The organism is Mesorhizobium sp. AR07 (assembly GCF_024746815.1).
Classification (GTDB): domain Bacteria; phylum Pseudomonadota; class Alphaproteobacteria; order Rhizobiales; family Rhizobiaceae; genus Mesorhizobium.
This window is the reverse complement of the sequence record NZ_CP080525.1, coordinates 928,346-946,190: the sequence shown is the minus strand read 5'-3', so window position 1 is coordinate 946,190 and position 17,845 is coordinate 928,346. Positions and strand designations below refer to the sequence as shown.

Annotated in this window: 15 protein-coding genes; 12 read left to right on the top strand and 3 right to left on the bottom strand. The window is 62.6% G+C overall.

Features of this window, described 5'->3' with window-relative positions:
- The first annotated feature begins 102 nt into the window (after positions 1–102).
- The 11 genes from pyrH to lpxB all read left to right on the top strand — a co-directional run bounded on the left by pyrH (position 103) and on the right by lpxB (position 11,387).
- Entirely contained in the window at positions 103–825 is a 723-nt protein-coding gene (gene pyrH / locus BPNPMPFG_RS05050) for a UMP kinase (protein ID WP_111546675.1), read from the top strand.
- Between the two features lie 95 nt (positions 826–920).
- On the top strand, positions 921–1,475 hold the full coding sequence (gene frr / locus BPNPMPFG_RS05045) for a ribosome recycling factor (protein ID WP_013531759.1): 555 nt from the start codon (positions 921–923) through the stop codon (positions 1,473–1,475).
- Between the two features lie 34 nt (positions 1,476–1,509).
- Entirely contained in the window at positions 1,510–2,244 is a 735-nt protein-coding gene (locus BPNPMPFG_RS05040) for an isoprenyl transferase (RefSeq protein ID WP_258593593.1), read from the top strand.
- Entirely contained in the window at positions 2,241–3,056 is an 816-nt protein-coding gene (locus BPNPMPFG_RS05035) for a phosphatidate cytidylyltransferase (RefSeq protein WP_258593591.1), read from the top strand. The genes BPNPMPFG_RS05040 and BPNPMPFG_RS05035 overlap by 4 nt, the downstream gene beginning before the upstream one ends.
- A gap of 104 nt (positions 3,057–3,160) precedes the next feature.
- Positions 3,161–4,303 (top strand): RIP metalloprotease RseP, encoded by a 1,143-nt coding sequence (gene rseP / locus BPNPMPFG_RS05030; RefSeq protein WP_258593589.1) that lies wholly within the window; start codon positions 3,161–3,163, stop codon positions 4,301–4,303.
- Between the two features lie 217 nt (positions 4,304–4,520).
- Entirely contained in the window at positions 4,521–6,890 is a 2,370-nt protein-coding gene (gene bamA / locus BPNPMPFG_RS05025; protein ID WP_258593587.1) for an outer membrane protein assembly factor BamA, read from the top strand.
- A gap of 74 nt (positions 6,891–6,964) precedes the next feature.
- Complete coding sequence (lpxD, locus tag BPNPMPFG_RS05020; protein ID WP_258593585.1) at positions 6,965–8,020, top strand: UDP-3-O-(3-hydroxymyristoyl)glucosamine N-acyltransferase; 1,056 nt, start codon at positions 6,965–6,967, stop codon at positions 8,018–8,020.
- Positions 8,013–8,480, top strand: a complete 468-nt coding sequence (fabZ, locus tag BPNPMPFG_RS05015; RefSeq protein ID WP_258593583.1) for a 3-hydroxyacyl-ACP dehydratase FabZ — start codon at positions 8,013–8,015, stop codon at positions 8,478–8,480. The genes lpxD and fabZ overlap by 8 nt, the downstream gene beginning before the upstream one ends.
- Positions 8,481–8,493: 13 nt before the next feature.
- Positions 8,494–9,327 carry an acyl-ACP--UDP-N-acetylglucosamine O-acyltransferase gene (lpxA, locus tag BPNPMPFG_RS05010; RefSeq protein ID WP_258593581.1) on the top strand — a complete coding sequence of 278 codons (834 nt, stop codon included), beginning with the start codon at positions 8,494–8,496 and terminating at the stop codon, positions 9,325–9,327.
- The gene (locus tag BPNPMPFG_RS05005) at positions 9,299–10,216 is read left to right on the top strand and encodes an LpxI family protein (RefSeq protein WP_258593580.1); all 918 of its coding nucleotides are present in this window, start codon (positions 9,299–9,301) and stop codon (positions 10,214–10,216) included. The genes lpxA and BPNPMPFG_RS05005 overlap by 29 nt, the downstream gene beginning before the upstream one ends.
- Positions 10,209–11,387: a lipid-A-disaccharide synthase gene (gene lpxB / locus BPNPMPFG_RS05000; protein WP_258593577.1), complete on the top strand. Its 1,179-nt coding sequence runs from the start codon at positions 10,209–10,211 to the stop codon at positions 11,385–11,387. Before BPNPMPFG_RS05005 ends, lpxB begins: the two co-directional genes overlap by 8 nt.
- A gap of 73 nt (positions 11,388–11,460) precedes the next feature.
- On the opposite strand, the gene gltA is transcribed toward lpxB, so the two are convergent.
- Positions 11,461–12,789 (bottom strand): citrate synthase, encoded by a 1,329-nt coding sequence (gene gltA, locus BPNPMPFG_RS04995; protein WP_258593575.1) that lies wholly within the window; start codon positions 12,787–12,789, stop codon positions 11,461–11,463.
- Between the two features lie 183 nt (positions 12,790–12,972).
- Entirely contained in the window at positions 12,973–14,397 is a 1,425-nt protein-coding gene (gltX, locus tag BPNPMPFG_RS04990; RefSeq protein WP_258593573.1) for a glutamate--tRNA ligase, read from the bottom strand.
- A 102-nt stretch (positions 14,398–14,499) separates the two neighbouring features.
- Between gltX and BPNPMPFG_RS04985 the strand changes: the two genes are divergently transcribed.
- A complete protein-coding gene (locus BPNPMPFG_RS04985; protein WP_258593571.1) occupies positions 14,500–16,962 on the top strand; it encodes a ComEC/Rec2 family competence protein in 2,463 nt (820 codons plus the stop codon).
- Here BPNPMPFG_RS04985 and lexA read toward each other — a convergent pair.
- Complete coding sequence (gene lexA, locus BPNPMPFG_RS04980; RefSeq protein ID WP_258593570.1) at positions 16,956–17,690, bottom strand: transcriptional repressor LexA; 735 nt, start codon at positions 17,688–17,690, stop codon at positions 16,956–16,958. The genes BPNPMPFG_RS04985 and lexA overlap by 7 nt on opposite strands.
- Positions 17,691–17,845 lie beyond the last annotated feature (155 nt).

Below are 17,845 nucleotides of genomic sequence, written 5' to 3'. Positions count from 1 at the left end.
CTGCGCCCTTCGTGTATCGGGTCAACCCGTCATGACAGCACCGCTAGGCGAAGCGGAGCAGTTTTCGCCTCCAGATTTGCCGCCGAGATTGCGAGGAACCAGATGACGGTGAAGCCCCTCTACCGACGTGTCTTGCTGAAAGCGTCGGGCGAAGCGTTGATGGGTGAACAGCATTTCGGCATCGACGTTTCGGTGGTGGATCGCATCGCCGCGGATATCGCCGAGGCGCGTGCACTGGGCATCGAGGTCGGCGTCGTCATCGGCGGCGGCAACATCTTTCGCGGTGTGGCCGTTGCCTCCAAGGGTGGCGACCGCGTCACCGGCGACCATATGGGCATGCTTGCCACGGTCATCAACTCGCTGGCGCTGCGCACATCGCTAAACAAGATCGGCGTCGACGCCGTGGTGCTCTCTGCTATCGCCATGCCGGAACTTTGCGAGAGCTTTTCACAGCGCCAGGCAACCGCCTACATGAACCAGGGCAAGGTGGTGATCTTTGCCGGCGGCACCGGCAATCCGTTCTTCACCACTGATTCGGCAGCTGCCCTTCGCGCGGCCGAAATCGGCGCCGACGCGCTGTTCAAGGGAACCCAGGTCGACGGTGTCTACTCGGCCGACCCGAAGAAGGACCCAAATGCGACGCGTTTCGAGCGCATCAGCCATGGCGAAGTCATAAAACGCGGCCTTTCGATCATGGATACAGCAGCGATTGCACTTGCGCGCGAAAACAACATTCCGATAATCGTCTATTCGATCCACGAAAAGGGTGGTTTCGGCGATATTCTGAGGGGCGGCGGTCGCTGCACGGTCGTCGCGGACGATTGATCCGGGGCCTGATCCCGAAAAAAGGGAAGCCGGTTTTCGAAAATCAGGTTCGAACGAAGCAGTGAACCCGCGTTAGACGGGTCGAGGAGACTAGGATGAGTGGCGAGTACGACGATCTCAAGCGGCGCATGGATGGGGCGATCGCCGCGTTCAAGCATGATCTGGCTTCGCTGCGGACCGGTCGCGCCTCCAGCAATCTGCTCGATGCGATCCAGGTGCAGGCCTATGGCACGACCATGCCGATCAACCAGGTCGCCAACGTCTCGGTGCCCGAGCCGCGCATGATCTCGGTGTCGGTGTGGGACAAGTCGATGGTCGGTGCGGTCGACCGCGCCATCCGCGAATCCAATCTGGGCTTCAACCCGATCGTCGACGGCACCAATCTCAGGATTCCGCTGCCGGAGCTCAACGAACAGCGTCGCAAGGAACTGGTCAAGATCTCGCACACCTACGCCGAGAACGCCCGCGTCGCCGCGCGCCATGTGCGCCGCGACGGCATGGACTTCCTGAAGAAGGCGGAGAAGGACGGCGATATCAGCGAGGACGATCAGCGCAAGCGCTCCGACCAGGTCCAGAAACTCACAGACGAGACGATCAGCACCATCGACCACCTGCTTTCCGATAAGGAAGCTGAAATCATGCAGGTTTAGGGTCTTGGCCATCGGCTGACCCGAAAGCGAGAACATGGCAACGCCCGCGCATGTCGCGATCATCATGGACGGAAACGGACGCTGGGCCAAGGCGCGCGGCATGCCTCGCCTTGCTGGTCATCGTGCCGGTGTCGAGGCGCTGCGCAAGATCGTGCGTGCCGCACCGGGGCTCGGCATCTCTTTCCTGACCGTCTACGCCTTCTCGTCGGAGAACTGGTCACGGCCGAAATCCGAAGTCAGCGACCTGATGGGCCTGCTGAAACTGTTCATCCGCCGCGATCTCGCCGAGTTGCACCAGAGCGGTGTGCGGGTCAGAATCATCGGCGACAGGGCAGGGCTGCAGTCCGACATCAGGGGACTGCTCGACGAGGCCGAATCGCTGACTGCCGCAAATGAAGCGCTGACGCTGGTGATTGCCTTCAACTATGGCGGACGCGACGAGATCGTTCGCACGGCGCGCAAGCTTGCCGCAGCCGTGGCGCGCGGCGAACTGGACAGCGACGCGATCACCGCCGAAAGCTTTGCCAACTCCCTCGACACGCAGGGCATTCCCGACCCGGAATTGGTCATCCGCACCAGCGGCGAACTCCGGCTGTCGAACTTCCTCCTGTGGCAGGCCGCCTATAGCGAGCTCGTCTTCCTGCCTTGCTACTGGCCCGACTTCAGCCGCGAGCACCTCGCCGAGGCCTTGCGCGAATTTGCCGGCCGCGAACGCCGCTTCGGCGGACTTGGGGTCCAGGACGTTGCCCCGCGACCGGCCGCGGGATGAGCAATCTCCAGCTTCGCGTCGTTTCGGCAATCGTGCTTGCCATCATCACCCTTGGCTTGACCTGGCTCGGTGGTCTGCCGTTCCGCCTGCTGTGCGCCGTGATGGCGGCGGTGATCTTCCATGAATGGACACGCATGTCGCGCCCGGCCGGGACCGCTGGCTTGGGTTTCCTGCCGGAAGCGCTGCTGGTTGTCTTCATTGGCGCCTTGATTGCCGGTCTTGCCGCCTCCTGGCTGCTGCCGCTGGTCGTGGCCCTGGTTGCCGCAACGGCGATTGCCGCCTCTTTTCGCAAAGCCGGGCAATGGGATGCGGCTGGTCTTGCCTATGCCGCCGTTTCAGGACTGTCGCTCGCTCTGCTGCGCGATGGCGACCGGTCAGGCCTCGTCGCCATCCTGTTCCTGTTCGCGGTCGTCTGGGCCACCGATATCTTTGCCTATTTCGTTGGCCGTTCCGTCGGCGGGCCGAAACTGGCGCCGTCGATCTCACCCGGCAAGACGCGCAGCGGCGCGCTCGGCGGCGCAGTCGGCGGCGTCGTCGCGGGGCTGATTCTGGCGGTCGCTGCCGGTGCCGGCAATCTGGCGTTGCTCGGCCTGGTGGCGCTGGTGCTGTCGATTGTCGCACAGGCCGGCGACCTGTTTGAATCCTGGGTCAAACGCCGCCACGGCCGCAAGGATTCGGGTGCGCTCATCCCGGGCCATGGCGGCGTCATGGACCGCGTCGACGGGCTTGTCGCGGCGGCTTTCGCCCTATACGTCATCGGCTGGATTTCGGCGACCGCCGATCATCCGGCGCAGGGGCTGTTTCCCGTTTGAGTGATGTCATTTCAGGGTCCGATGCGCGCCGCGCCTTGGATTCGCCCGGATTGATGTCACAGTCACGGTGCTGTCTGCGCCGCGGAAGAATTTGAGGGTTTGTCTTGAACGAGATTCTTCACGCGCTTTTCAGCACAGAAGGCTTTGTCCTCGGCACGCTCGTGCCGTTCCTCTTTGTGCTGACCGTGGTCGTGTTCGTCCATGAGATGGGCCATTACCTTGTCGGGCGCTGGTGCGGCATAGGCGTCAGGGCCTTCTCGATCGGCTTCGGCCCCGAACTCCTCGGCTTCAACGACCGTCACGGCACGCGCTGGAAATTGTGCGCGATACCGCTTGGCGGCTATGTCAAATTCGTCGGCGACATGAACGCCACCTCGAGCCAGCCCACTTCGGAAGAGATCGAAACGCTGACCGACGAGGAGCGCAAGGTCGCCTTTCACACGCAACCGATCTGGAAGCGCGCGGCGACGGTGGTGGCCGGGCCGCTGTTCAATTTCCTACTGGCAATCGTCGTCTTTGCCGTGTTGTTTGCCGCCTATGGCCGCTATGTCGCCGAGCCCATGGTGGCCGAGGTGACCGTCGACAGCCCGGCGGCGAAGGCCGGCATCCTGCCCGGCGACCGATTCGTCAGCGTCGACGGCAGCAAGGTCGAGACCTTTGGTGACGTCCAGCGCCTGGTTTCGGGCCGCGCCGGCGACACCATCACCTTCGTCATGCTGCGCGACGGCAAGGAGGTCACGGTGACCGCGACGCCGCGGCTGATGGAGCAGGACGACGCGCTCGGCAACAAGGTCAAGGTCGCCGTGATCGGCGTCGTCAACAACAAGGAGCTCGGCCAGCCGCGCCTCATCACCTACACGCCGGTCGGGGCGGTCGCAGCGGCGGTCGAGGAAACCGGGCACGTCATTCAGCGCACCGGCCAGTTCCTGCAACGCTTTGTTGTCGGGCGCGAGGACAAATGTCAGCTGGGCGGCCCGGTGAAGATCGCCGACATGGCCGGCAAGGCGGCGAAACTGGGGTTCGAATGGCTCGTGCAACTCGTCGCGCTGCTGTCTGTCGGCATCGGGATTCTGAACCTTTTGCCGATTCCCCCCCTCGACGGCGGCCATCTCTTGTTCTACGGGGTGGAGGCCGTCATTCGCCGTCCGGTGTCGGAACGGATGATGGAAATGGCCTATCGGGCCGGGTTGCTTCTGGTGCTGTGCTTCATGGGCTTCGTTTTCTGGAACGATCTGTTTGGGTGCTGAAATCATGAAGAAATTTGGCTTTGGCATGGACGATGTTGAGACGCCGTTTACCATGCACGGGGATATGAGTGACGCGAAAGCCACGCCGCAGGGTTAAGTAAATACAAATTAACCAGAAGCCTTGCGTGTAGGGAAAATCCGGTTAATACGGTAGGAGAAATTACCGCACGTCCGGTTTTCTCGCCGTGGGGACTACGAGAAAAGGTTATTAAGCCCGATGAAGGCAGCATCCAAGTTTCTGAGCGCCGCTTCCGCGGTGACCCTGTCGGCGGCTCTTGTCGTGCCAGGCGCGCTCGCAGTGCAGTTCGTTGCCACATCGGCGGCCGAAGCCGCTGTCGTCAGCAGAGTCGAAGTGAGCGGCAACCAGCGTATCGACGCCGATACCATCCGCAATTACATCACCATCAAGCCGGGCAAGGCCTTCTCCAGTTCCGATATCGACAGCGCGATCAAGGCGCTGTTCGGCACGGGCCTGTTCTCGGATGTGCAGATCAACCAGGTCGGCTCGACGCTGGTGGTCAAGGTTGCAGAATACCAAGTCGTCAACCAGGTGCTGTTCCAAAACAACAAGAAGCTCAAGGACAATGCACTTCAAGCGGCGGTGCAGTTGAAGCCGCGCGGAACGTTTTCGCAGGCGACGCTTGATGCCGACGTCGAGTCGGTCAAGGCTGCCTACAGACGCATTGGTCGCGACGATGCGACGGTGACCACGCAGGTCATGCAGCTTGGCGACAACCGCGTGAACGTGGTCTTCAACATCAACGAAGGTGACCGCACGCAGATCGCGGCGATCAATTTCGTCGGCAACAGCGCCTATTCCAGCCGGCGCCTGTCGGACGTGATCACCACCAAGCGTTCGTCCTGGGTTTCCTTCGTCCTGCGCGACGACGTTTATGACGACGACAAGCTGCGCGCCGACCAGGAGCTGCTGCGCCGCTTCTACTACAATCACGGCTATGCCGATTTCCAGGTCGTGTCCGCTGTCGGCGAACTCGACAGCGCGACGAATAAGTACACGGTCACCATCACCGTCCAGGAAGGCGACCGCTACACGTTCGGCGATGTCAGCGTCGAAAGCACGATCCCGGAAGTCGACAGCAAGTCGCTGGAATCGGTGGTCGAAACCCGCAAGGGTGACGTCTACAATGCCAAGAGCGTCGAGAACACCATCATCGCGCTGACCGAGAAGGTGGCCGGTTCGGGCTATGCCTTCGCGCAGGTGACGCCGCGCGGCGATCGCAATTTCGAGAACCACACCATTTCGGTGGTCTACACGATCGACCAGGGCACCAAGGCCTATATCGAGCGCATCGAAATCCGCGGCAACGACCGCACGCGTGACTATGTCATTCGCCGCGAGTTCGACGTCAGCGAAGGTGATGCCTTCAATCAGGTGCTCATCCAGCGCGCTAAGAAGCGCCTGGAAGACCTCAATTACTTTGACAAAGTCGATATCTCGACGGTGCCAGGCTCGCAGCCCGACCAGGTCGTCCTGGTGGTCGATGTGGTCGAGAAGTCGACCGGCGAATTCTCGGTCGGCGCCGGTTACTCGACCGGCGGCGACACGGCCGGTCCCTCCGTCGAAGGATCGATCACCGAGCGCAACTTCCTCGGCCGTGGCCAGTTCATCAAGCTGTCGGCGGGCGGCGGCAAGAATTCGCGCGACTACAGCCTGTCCTTCACCGAGCCCTATTTCCTCGGACGGCGCATTGCCGCCGGCTTCGACATCTACAAGTCGACGCGGCAATACACCAACTACAACAGCGATACCACCGGTGCGACGGTGCGCTTCGGCCTGCCGATCACCAACAGCATCTCGACCCAATTGGCGTATAATATCGCGCAAGAGAAATATACGTATGCCGATGGCTGTCTGAACGCTAGCGGTAACTATGATCCGAGCCTGTGCACCATCTCCGCGGCGATTCAGCAGGGTATTGCGGAAAGCCCATGGGTCAAGTCGTCGGTTAGCCTCGGGCTAGTCTACAACACCATCGACGACATGAAGAATCCGCATGAGGGTATCTACGCTACTTCGACGGTGGAGGTAGCTGGTCTCGGTGGCGATGCGAAGTTTGTAAAGGTTACCGGGCGGGGCAGTGTTTACCAGACGCTGTCAGAGCAATTCGATTTGGTCGGGCTCATTTCAGGAGGCGCGGGCCATGTCCAGGGATACGGCAGTGGCGGTTTGCGCATCTTCGATCAGTTCCAGAGCACCGACCGCATGATCCGCGGCTTTGCCTATGGCGGCATCGGCCCTGTAGATCACGTTACGGGTGACCATCTCGGCGGCACGACCTATTTCAATGCGTCGGCGGAAGCCCAGTTCCCGTTGCCGGTCGTTCCAGAAAGCTTTGGCTTGCGCGGCGCTGTGTTCGCTGATGCTGCAACACTCTATGGCAGCAAGGTCGATACCCCTGGGGTCACTCAGGACTCGGTCGGCATGAAGTTGCGCGCCTCGGTCGGTCTCGGCCTGATGTGGGCCTCGCCGTTTGGGCCGATCCGTATCGACTATGCGATTCCGGTCAAGAAGGAAGCGAAGGACGACGTGCAGGAATTCAACTTCGGCATATCGACCCGCTTCTGATCGGCGGCCAACGATGCTCCCGGGTCTTTAGGTCCGGGAGAAATGTTCCGACCTAGCTGGATATAGCTTCTGGAATGACCGATCCGGTGTTCTTCGCGCCATCACGCCGGTATACGGCGGGCGAAGTCGCGAATCTGACCGGCTCGGTGCTTGTCGATTCCGGCCACTCCGATGTTTCGATCGAGGCGCTCGCGCCGGCCAACGAAGGCGGCGAGAATGCGCTCGTTTTCGTCGATGGCAGACGCAATTCCGCGCTGATGCAGTTGCTGCGGGCGGCCGCGGTCCTGTGCCCGGCGGAATTCGCCAACAAGGCGCCGTCCGGCATTGCCGTTCTGGTTCATCCGCGCCCGCAACAGGCATTCGCGCTGGTTGGGCGTCTGCTGTTTCCGACGGCCGCGACACCGGGGCCAATGACCGGTGAAACCGGCGTCTCGCCGCACGCTCATGTCGATGCGACCGCTCATGTCGAGGCAGGCGCGGTCATCGAGCCGGGTGCTGTCATCGGGCCGGGTGTTTCGATCGGCGGCGGTACCGTCATCGCACCCAATGCGGTCATCGGACAATCCTGCCAGATCGGCCGCGACGGCTATGTCGGTCCAGGCGCCAGCATCCAGTATGCCTTGATCGGCAACCGCGTCATCATCCATGGCGGTGCCAGGATCGGCCAGGACGGTTTCGGCTTCGTCGGCGGTGCCAAGGGACCCGAACGCGTCCCGCAGATCGGCCGGGTCGTCATCCAGGACGATGTCGAGATCGGCTCCAACTCCACCGTCGATCGTGGTGCCATGTCCGATACGATCATCGGCCAAGGCACCAAGATCGACAATCTCGTGCAGATCGCCCATAACGTTCGCATCGGCCGCAATTGCATAATAGCCGGGCTTTCGGGTATTTCGGGTTCCGTGGTCGTGGGTGACAATGTCACCATGGGCGGTGGCGTCGGGCTTGCGGATCATCTGACCATTGGGTCAGGAGCCAAGCTTGCCGCCAGAAGTGGGTTTATGAGCAATGTCCCTGCAGGCGAGATTTGGGGCGGTTATCCGGCACAGCCAATGGCGGAAGCCATGCGAGAGATAGCCATGTTGCGCACGATGGCCAGGGCACGCAAGCAGGGCAAGGGAAATGGCTGATATGGTGGCGGCGACGACGCTGGAAGCGGTCGACATCATGGGGCTGATGAAGCTCCTGCCGCACCGCTATCCGTTCCTGATGATTGATCGTATCGTCGATATCGATGGCGACGAGTCCGCCGTAGGTATCAAGAACGTGACCATAAACGAGCCGCATTTTCAGGGCCATTTTCCCGAGCAGCCGGTCATGCCGGGTGTGCTCATCGTCGAGGCGATGGCGCAGACGGCCGGCGCCATCTGCATCCGCAGCCTGGGCACCGAAAAGCCGTCATTGGTCTATTTCCTGACCATCGACAATGCCAAATTCCGCAGACCGGTCGTTCCGGGCGATCAGTTGAAGATTTATGTCAAGAAAATCAAGAAACGCGGCAACCTGCTCAAATTCGCTTGTGAAGCCATGGTCGACGGTGCCAAGGCGGCCGAGGCCGAGATTTCAGCCATGATGGTCACCAGCGACTGACGATCGAATGCTCATGAAAATCAAGACATCCATCCATGCCTCCGCTGTCGTGGAGGAAGGCGCTCAAATCGGCCAAGGCGTGCGCATTGGACCGTTTTGCCATATTAGCGCCGATGCGGTGATCGGCGACGGCGTCGAACTGGTCAGTCATGTCTCGGTGATGGGCGCGACCACCATCGGTGCAGCGACCAAGGTCTATCCGATGGCGATACTGGGCGGGCCGCCACAGAACACCAAGCACAAGGGCGGCCGCACCACCCTGGTGATCGGCAAGAACTGCACGATCCGCGAAGGCGTGACCATGCATGTCGGCACCGATTCCAGCCGCGGCGAGACGACGATCGGCGACAACGGCAATTTCCTTGCCTACGCCCACATCGCCCATGATTGCGTCGTCGGCGACAATGCGACGTTCGCCAATGGAGCGACTCTGGGCGGCCATTGCGAGGTCGGCAACAATGTCTATATCGGCGGCCTGACGGCGGTTCATCAGTTCGTCCGCGTCGGCGACAACGCCTTTCTGGGTGGCTGCTCCGCGATCGTCGGCGATGTCATTCCCTATGCCATCGCGGTCGGCAACCGCGCCAGCTTGCGCGGCCTCAACATCATCGGACTGAAGCGTTCCGGGCTGCCAAGGTCCGAAATCCATCTGCTGCGCAAGGCCTACAAGACGATCTTCGATCGCTCTCGCACCGTTGGCGAGAACATCGAGTTCGCCAAGGCCGAATTCGCTTCATCGCCGACCGCCATGAAGATCATCGATTTCATCACCAGTCGCGGTAAGCGGCACTATGCGGTGCCGTCGCTCAAGGGCGGCGATGGCGACGATGTCGATGACGAAGACTGAGCCGGCGGCGGCAGGTCTTGATCTTTCGCCGGGCGCCAGGGTCGGCATCATCGCCGGCGGCGGCAGCCTGCCGGTCGAAGTCGCGGCCGGTTCGGCCGAACAGGGCTACCCACCCTTTGTCATCCTGATGGAGGGCGAGGTCGACCGCATGGCGGAGCTCTCCCGCTATGAGCATGAGAGCCTCGCTCTCGAAGGCATCGGCTCACTGATACCTTTGCTGAGGCGGCACCGGATTACCCATCTGGTGCTTGCAGGCGAGATCAAGCGCCGGCCGCGATTGCTCGCGCTGCGCCCCAGCCTCAGCCTGCTCGCGGTCATCCCTTTGGTGGTCATGGCGCTGGCGCGTGGCGACGATGGCCTGCTGAAGGTCGTGGCACGAGGCCTCGAGGCGCGGGGCATAAAGGTCGTCGGCGCCCATGAGATCGTGCCGAACCTTGTCGCGGCTGAAGGCGTGCTGACCAAGGCAGCGCCATGGAAATCGGACTGGCGTGACATCGAGGCCGGCCTTGCGGCGGCAAAAGCCATAGGGGCGCTGGATATCGGCCAGGCGGCGATCGCCGTCGGCGGCCGGACCATCGCGCTCGAAGGCATCGAGGGGACGGCCGGATTGCTCGACCGTGCGCAGCTGTTGCGCGGCCACGGCCGTATAGCCGGCAAGACGCGCGGCGTCCTGGTCAAATGCGCCAAGCCTGGCCAGGAACTGCGCGCGGATCTTCCTTCTATCGGTCCGCAGACAATCGAAGCGGTGCATGCGGCCGGGCTTGCCGGCATCGCCGTCGAGGCGGGACGTTCGCTGGTTCTCGAAGGCCCCGAAACCATCGCGCGCGCCAACGCACTCGGCCTGTTCGTCATCGGTCTGCCTGCCGCCGCGGAGTCGCATCATGGCTGACAAGGTGCTGAAGATCGCAATCGTTGCCGGCGAGGAATCCGGCGATCTGCTTGGCGCCGATATCGTGCGTTCGCTCAAGCAGGCGACGGGCCGCGAGGTGCAACTCGTCGGCCTCGGCGGCCGCCATCTGCAGACGCTGGGACTGGTCTCGCCATTCGATGCCGGCGAGATCGCCCTCATGGGTTTCAGCGCCATCCTGCGTGACCTGCCGCGCCTGATGCGGCGGATCGGTCAACTGGCCAAAACCGTTGCGGACGAGAAGCCTGATTGCCTTGTCACCATCGACAGCCCGGACTTTTCCTTGCGTGTCGCCAAAAAGGTGCGCGCGGCCAATCCGTCGATCCCGATCATCCACTATGTCTGCCCCAGCGTATGGGCGTGGCGGCCGGGCAGGGCGGTGGCGATGAAGCCCTATGTCGACCATATCCTCTGCATCCTGCCGTTCGAGGTGAAGGAGCTCGAGCGGCTCGGCGGCCCGCCCGGCACCTATGTCGGGCATCGCCTCACCCATGATGCGGGCGTGCTCGCGGCGGCGAAGGCACAGGACCTGCCGCGCGATCTTGCGCCGGACCGCGTGAAGACATTGCTCGTCCTGCCCGGCTCGCGGCGCGGCGAGGTGCGGCGGCTGCTCGACCCGTTCGGCGAGACGGTGTCGATGCTGCGCGCGCGCGGGCATCGCCTGCGCCTGCTGTTGCCGACGGTCCCGCATGTCGCCGGCCTCGTCAAATCCTCGGTCACAAGGTGGGATGAAAAGCCCGAGATCATTGTCGATCCCCAGCGCAAATGGCAGGCTTTTGGCAAGGCCGACGCGGCGCTTATCGCATCCGGGACGGTATCGCTGGAGCTGGCGCTGGCCGGTGTGCCGATGGTCTCCTGCTACAGGCTCGATCCGGTCGCACGCGTGGTGGCGCCTTACCTGCTGTCCGTCTGGTCGGCGCTACTGCCCAACCTGATCGCGGATCGCGCGCTGGTTCCTGAATTCTACAATGAGTACGTCAAGCCGAACAATCTGGCCCGGCAATTGGAGGCGCTGTTCGCCGACAGCGGGATGCGCGCCTGGCAAAAGCAAGGTTTTGCCGAGATCACCCGGCGCATGGCGACCGACAAGCCGTCTGGTGAGATCGCCGCGCAGATGGTGATGAGGTGCATCAAGAAAGCGAATAGCGAGTAGGGAGTAGAGGCGATCGACGCCGCCTTCCTTCTATTCGCTACTCCCTATTCGCTATTCCCTACTCACTTCTCGTTCACCGCTTGGCGATCGGCACGTAGTCGCGCTCCGGCGCACCGGTATAGAGCTGGCGCGGGCGGCCGATCTTCTGGCGCGGGTCCTCGATCATCTCCTTCCACTGCGCGATCCAGCCGACGGTGCGGGCGACCGCGAACAGCACGGTGAACATGGTGGTGGGGAAGCCCAGCGCCTTCAGCGTGATGCCGGAATAGAAGTCGACGTTCGGGTAGAGCTTCTTCTCGATGAAATAGGGATCGGTCAGCGCGATCTTTTCCAGCTCCATGGCGATGTCGAGCAGCGGATCGTCCTTGATGCCGAGTTCGCCCAGAACCTCATGCGCGGTCTTCTGCATGATCTTGGCGCGCGGATCGTAGTTCTTGTAGACGCGGTGGCCAAAGCCCATCAGCCGGAACGGGTCGTTCTTGTCCTTGGCGCGGGCGATGAATTCCGGGATGTGATCGACATGGCCGATCTCGCCCAGCATGTTCAGCGCCGCTTCATTGGCGCCGCCGTGCGCCGGCCCCCACAGGCAAGCGATGCCGGCGGCGATGCAGGCGAACGGGTTGGCGCCCGAAGAGCCGGCGAGACGAACGGTCGAGGTCGAGGCGTTCTGCTCGTGATCGGCATGCAGGATGAAGATGCGCTCCATCGCGCGTGCCAGCACCGGGTTGATCTTGTACTCCTCGCACGGCACGGCAAAGCACATGTGCAGGAAGTTGGCGGCGAAGTTCAGCTCGTTCTTCGGGTAAATGAAGGGCTGGCCGATGTGGTATTTGTAGGCCATGGCCGCGATCGTCGGCATCTTGGCGATCAGCCGCATCGACGCCACCATGCGCTGGTACGGATCGGAGATGTCGGTGGAGTCGTGATAGAAGGCCGACAGCGCGCCGACCACGCCGCACATCACCGCCATCGGGTGCGCGTCGCGGCGGAAGCCGGTGAAGAAGCGCGACATCTGCTCGTGCACCATGGTGTGGCGCGTCACGCGGTAATCGAAATCGTCCTTCTGCGCCTTGGTCGGCAATTCGCCGTAGAGCAGGAGATAGCAGACCTCGAGGAAGTCGCCATGCTCGGCCAACTGGTCGATCGGGTAGCCGCGGTGCAAGAGAATGCCGGCGTCGCCGTCGATGAAGGTAATTTCGGATTCGCAGCTCGCGGTCGAGGTGAAACCGGGATCGTAGGTGAAGGCGCCGGTGGTGCTGTAGAGCGTGGCGATGTCGATGACATCGGGCCCGACCGATCCGCTTCGCACCTTGAACTCGTGAGTCTTGCCAGCGAATTCAAGCTTTGCCGTGGCCTCTTGGGTCTTGCCGCCAAATTCCAATTTTGTCGCAGCTTCGGTCATTGCAAACTCCTTCTTGTTTCCTCATGCCGGCAAAGGCAAATTCTGCAGAGCGACACGTCGAAATCACCGCAATGCGCGTATTCGCCACCGCATTTCAGGAGGTGCGTGCCAGATTGGGCCAAGGCCTAATGTTGCACTGCGAAACGCGCCTTTCAATGCCAATCTTCTTGGGCCAGTTTGCTCCTAATCGATTTGATCCGCTATGCGCGCCAGGCTCTCCTCGCGCCCGAGCACGGCAAGCACGTCGAACACGCCCGGCGAGGTGCTCTTGCCGGTCAGGGCGGCGCGCAAAGGCTGGGCGACAGTGCCAAGCTTGTGGCCGCCGGCCTGCGCATAGTCGCGGATCGCGGCCTCCGCTGAGGCGGCCGTCCAGTCGCCTGAAAGCCCGTTCAAAGCTTCGTGAGCGCCGCGTAGGATCTTGCGTGCGTCTTCGTTGAGCAAAAGTGCCGCCTTGTCGTCGATCGGCAGCGGCCGCGTGGCAAACAGGAAGGCGGCGCCATCGACGAGCTCGACCAGCGTCTTGGCGCGCTCCTTCAGGCCCGGCAGTGCGGACAGCAACTGCGCCTTGTTCTTGTCGTCGAGGCGCGCGGCCATCGCCGGACCATCCTCGAGATAGGGCAGAGTGGCGATGAAGATGTCGAACAGCTCGGCATCGCTCATGCGACGCATATGGACGCCGTTCAGCGCCTCCAGCTTGGCGAAGTCAAAGCGGGCCGCGCCCTTGTTGACGTCGCCGATGTCGAACCAGGAAATCATATCCTTGATCGACATGATCTCGTCGTCGCCATGGCTCCAGCCGAGCCGCGCCAGGTAGTTGAGTAGCGCCTCCGGCAGATAGCCCATGGCGCGATAGGCCTCGATGCCGAGCGCGCCGTGCCGCTTCGACAGCTTGGCGCCATCGGCACCATGGATCAGCGGGATATGCGACATCGACGGCACGTCCCAGCCCATGGCGTCATAGATCACGGTCTGGCGGGCGGCATTGGTCAAGTGGTCGTCGCCACGGATGATATGGGTGACGCCCATGTCGTGGTCGTCGACGACGACGGCATGCATGTAGGTCGGGTTGCCGTCAGAACGCAGGATGATGAAGTCGTCGAGATCCTTGTTGGGAAAGCGCACCTCGCCCTGGACACGGTCATGCACCACCGTCTCGCCCTCGGTTGGCGCCTTGATGCGGATAGCACCCTTGGCGCCGGCAGGCGCCTCCGACGGATCGCGGTCACGCCAGCGGCCATCATAGCGGGGCGGCAGGCCCTTGGCCCGTGCTGCCTCACGCATCGCCTCCAGCTCGGCTGACGTCGCATAGCAATAGTAAGCCTTGCCCATGCGCACGAGCTCCTCGGCCACCTCGCGATGGCGCGGCGCACGCTCGAACTGCGACACCGGCTCGCCGTCCCAGGAAAGGCCGAGCCAGGAAAGCCCGTCGAGAATGGCCGCGGTCGCGGCATCGTTGGAGCGCTCGCGATCGGTATCCTCGATGCGCAGCAGCATCGTGCCGCCGGTGTGCTTGGCGTACAGCCAGTTGAACAGCGCCGTGCGCGCGCCGCCTATGTGGAGGTAGCCGGTGGGCGAGGGGGCAAAACGGGTGACGACCTTGTCGGACATGGAACTCTCGGAAACCATCTGAAGCGGGGTGCGGTTGCGCGGACTTTCGCGCTTTGCGCGTTCATGTAGCATAGGGTGTCGAGGGCGCAAGGGGCAGACCCGATGGCTGGACGGGGCCGGGGCTCGGATCAGGACGAGGACGCCGCTGTTGGCGTCAGCGAGCGGTCCCTGTTTGCGCCGCCGCTGCCAGTCCCGCTGCCGCCACCATCGCCCCTTGTGCCTGCCCCCGGCAACCGGCCTTTACAGGCGGATATCCCGGCGCCAAAGCCGCCCACCGAAGCGGGCAGGATCGCGCGTGTGCGCCGGCAAATCGGCCGGATATCACTGCCTCGCCTGCGCCACAGCGTGGCCACGGCAGCGGGCCTCGAACTCGACCGAGGCATGGCTTTTCTGCTGGTGCCGGTCTGCCTGGCGGTCGGAGCGATCGGCTATTTTTCGCTTGCCGCGGAGCCTGACTTTCCAAAGCCTGTGGCGGTCGTCGCGCTGACGGCACTCTGTGTGCTTGTCTCGCGTTCCTGGCCGAAAACCCATCTGTGCTTCATGGCGGCACTGTTGTGCGGGCTCGGCTTGCTCGTCGCCAAGGTCGAGACATGGCGAGCGGGAACGCAGATGCTCGGTTCGGAAATCTCGACGCAAGTGACCGGCCGCGTCGTCTCGATCGACCGGATGGAGAGCGGCCGCATCCGGCTGACCATCGACGTGACGTCGACCGCGCGGCCGAAATTGCGCTATGCGCCGGAGCGGGTGCGGCTTTCGGCACGCAAGATCCCGGCCGACATCACCGCCGGCTCCCTGATATCAGGCTATGCCAAGCTGTTGCCGCCGACAGGCCCGGTGCGGCCGGACAGCTACGACTTCTCCTTCGACAGCTACTTCGCCGGCATCGGCGGCAGCGGATTCTTTCTCGGCAATCCAAAGCTTGTCGTCACCGGTGACAACGACATGCCGTTGTCGGCCCGCCTTTCCTCGGCGATAGAAAATGCCCGTGAAGCCATCGCCGACCATATCAGGGGCAGTGTGGGTGGTGCCGAAGGCGAGATCGCCGCGGCGCTGATCGTTGGCGTGCGCGCCGGCATTCCCGACGACATCAACGAAGCGATGCGGCGTACCGGCATTTACCACGTCATCTCCATTTCCGGACTGCACATGGCGCTGGTCGCCGGCACGATCATGGGTCTGCTGCGCGGCGCCTTCGCCCTGTTTCCGGACTTTTCCGCCCGTCGGCCGGTCAAGAAATATGCCGCCGCCGCGGCATTGTTCTCGATCGCCGCCTATCTCGTCATCTCGGGCATCGTCGTTGCCGCCGAGCGCAGCTTCATCATGCTGGCGGTGATGCTGATTGCCGTGCTGTTCGATCGGGCGGCGCTGACCATGCGCAATCTGGCGATTTCGGCGATTGCCGTCATTGCGGTGTCGCCGCATGAGGTGGTCGGCCCGAGTTTTCAAATGTCGTTCGCGGCAACCGCGGCGCTGGTCGGAGCCTATGCCGGCTGGTCGGATCATCGCGCGGGGAAAACGAGACCGCCGCCGCCACGGCGATCGCTGCCTGGCTTCCTCGCGCGAAAATTCCTGCTGGCGATGGGTGGCCTTGCCATGACCTCTATCATCGCCGGCAGCGCCACGGCGCTGTTTGCCATCTGGCATTTTCAGCGGGTTTCGCCGCTCAGCCTGTTGGCCAATCTCGCCATCATGCCGATCGTCTCGCTGGTTGTAATGCCTTTCGCCGTCCTCAGTGCGCTGGCGATGCCATTCGGCGCCGATGGTCCCTTTCTTTACGTGATGGGCAAAGGCCTGACGGCGATGATCGCCATGTCCGCATGGATTTCCGAGCGATCGCCGGTCGACGCAATCGGGTTGATTTCGCGGCAGTCCGTCCTGCTGGTGGCGATTGCCCTGGTCACTGCGACGATGGCAACGACATGGCTGCGGCTCGCAGCCCTTCCATTCGCACTTGCCGGCCTGTTGACCGTCACGGAGACGCGCACACCCGACGTGTTGATTTCAGAGGACGCCCGGCTGGTGGCGCTGCCGATCGGCGGCGGCGAACTTGCCATCAACAGGGCGCGTCCAAACGAATTCACCGTCGACAACTGGAAGCGCGCACTGACATCCGAAACCATTGTCGTGCCGGAAGTGTTCAACAAAGGCGACGGGCAGTTCGACATCGCGGATTCCGCTGGCCTGCCGCCGGGGGCGCCTTTCTATTGCACATCAGGCGTTTGTCTCGCCAGGCACCCGTCCGGCGCAATCATCGCGCATGCCGAAGATCGCAAGGACGCCTGGAAAGCCTGCGGTTTTGCCGACCTGATCGTCATCAATGACGCGACGGCCTATGACCCCTGTCATAATCCGCTGGTTCTCGTCATCACCAAGCGGCAACTCGCCCGCAAAGGCAGTGCGGCCGTTTTCTTCGATCGACAATCGGCGATCATGCCGGCAACAGTCAGCTTCGCGGTAGACAGGCCGTATCGGCCCTGGCACGCGCAGCGCAAATTCTCACGCGAGGCGAGGGGCCTGCCGCCCTATCGCAAACTCGAAAAGCCTGATGCCAGCCCTGCTCAGTAGCGCCTGATCAGCCCGACGAGCTTGCCTTGCACCTTGACCCTGTCCGGCCCGAAAATGCGCGTTTCGTAGGCCGGATTGGCGGCTTCGAGCGCAATCGAGGCGCCCTTGCGTCGGAACCGCTTCAGCGTCGCTTCCTCGTCATCCACCAGCGCCACGATGATCTCGCCCGGGCTGGCGGTGTCGGCGTTGCGGATGATGACGGTGTCGCCGTCGAAGATGCCGGCCTCGATCATCGAGTCGCCCTTGACCTCCAGGGCATAGTGCTCGCCGCCCATGATCATGTCCGGCGGCACCGAGATCGAATGCGTCTGATGCTGGATGGCGTCGATCGGCACACCGGCGGCGATCCGGCCCATGACCGGGATCGAGACAGCGGAAACCACGTCGTCGTCATTGCCGGCCGAAGGCTGCCGAGATGCCGGTTTGACCTGCCGGCCAAGGCCGCCCTGACCCAGACTGCCCTGGATGACGCTTGGCGAGAATTTTCTTGCCGCGTTGAGGCCAGGCGCGATCGAGTCCGGCAGACGCAGCACTTCCAGCGCACGTGCCCGGTTGGGTAGCCGGCGAATGAAGCCGCGCTCCTCCAGCGCCGTGATCAACCGATGAATGCCGGATTTGGAGGCGAGGTCGAGGGCTTCCTTCATTTCGTCGAAGGAAGGCGGGATGCCGCTTTCCTTGAGCCGTTCATGAATGAACATCAGCAGTTCATGTTGCTTGCGCGTCAGCATGTCAGCCCCCAGGGTACCTGAAACCAGAATCAGAAAACAAACCCAGAACAAACACTATCTGTTCCAGTTGTGTTCCGCAACCGTTTAAAGTTTAATGAATTTGTTAAGGCGGCTGAAATTATTTGGCGCCGGCAGCCCGCCGCGATCGACGACCG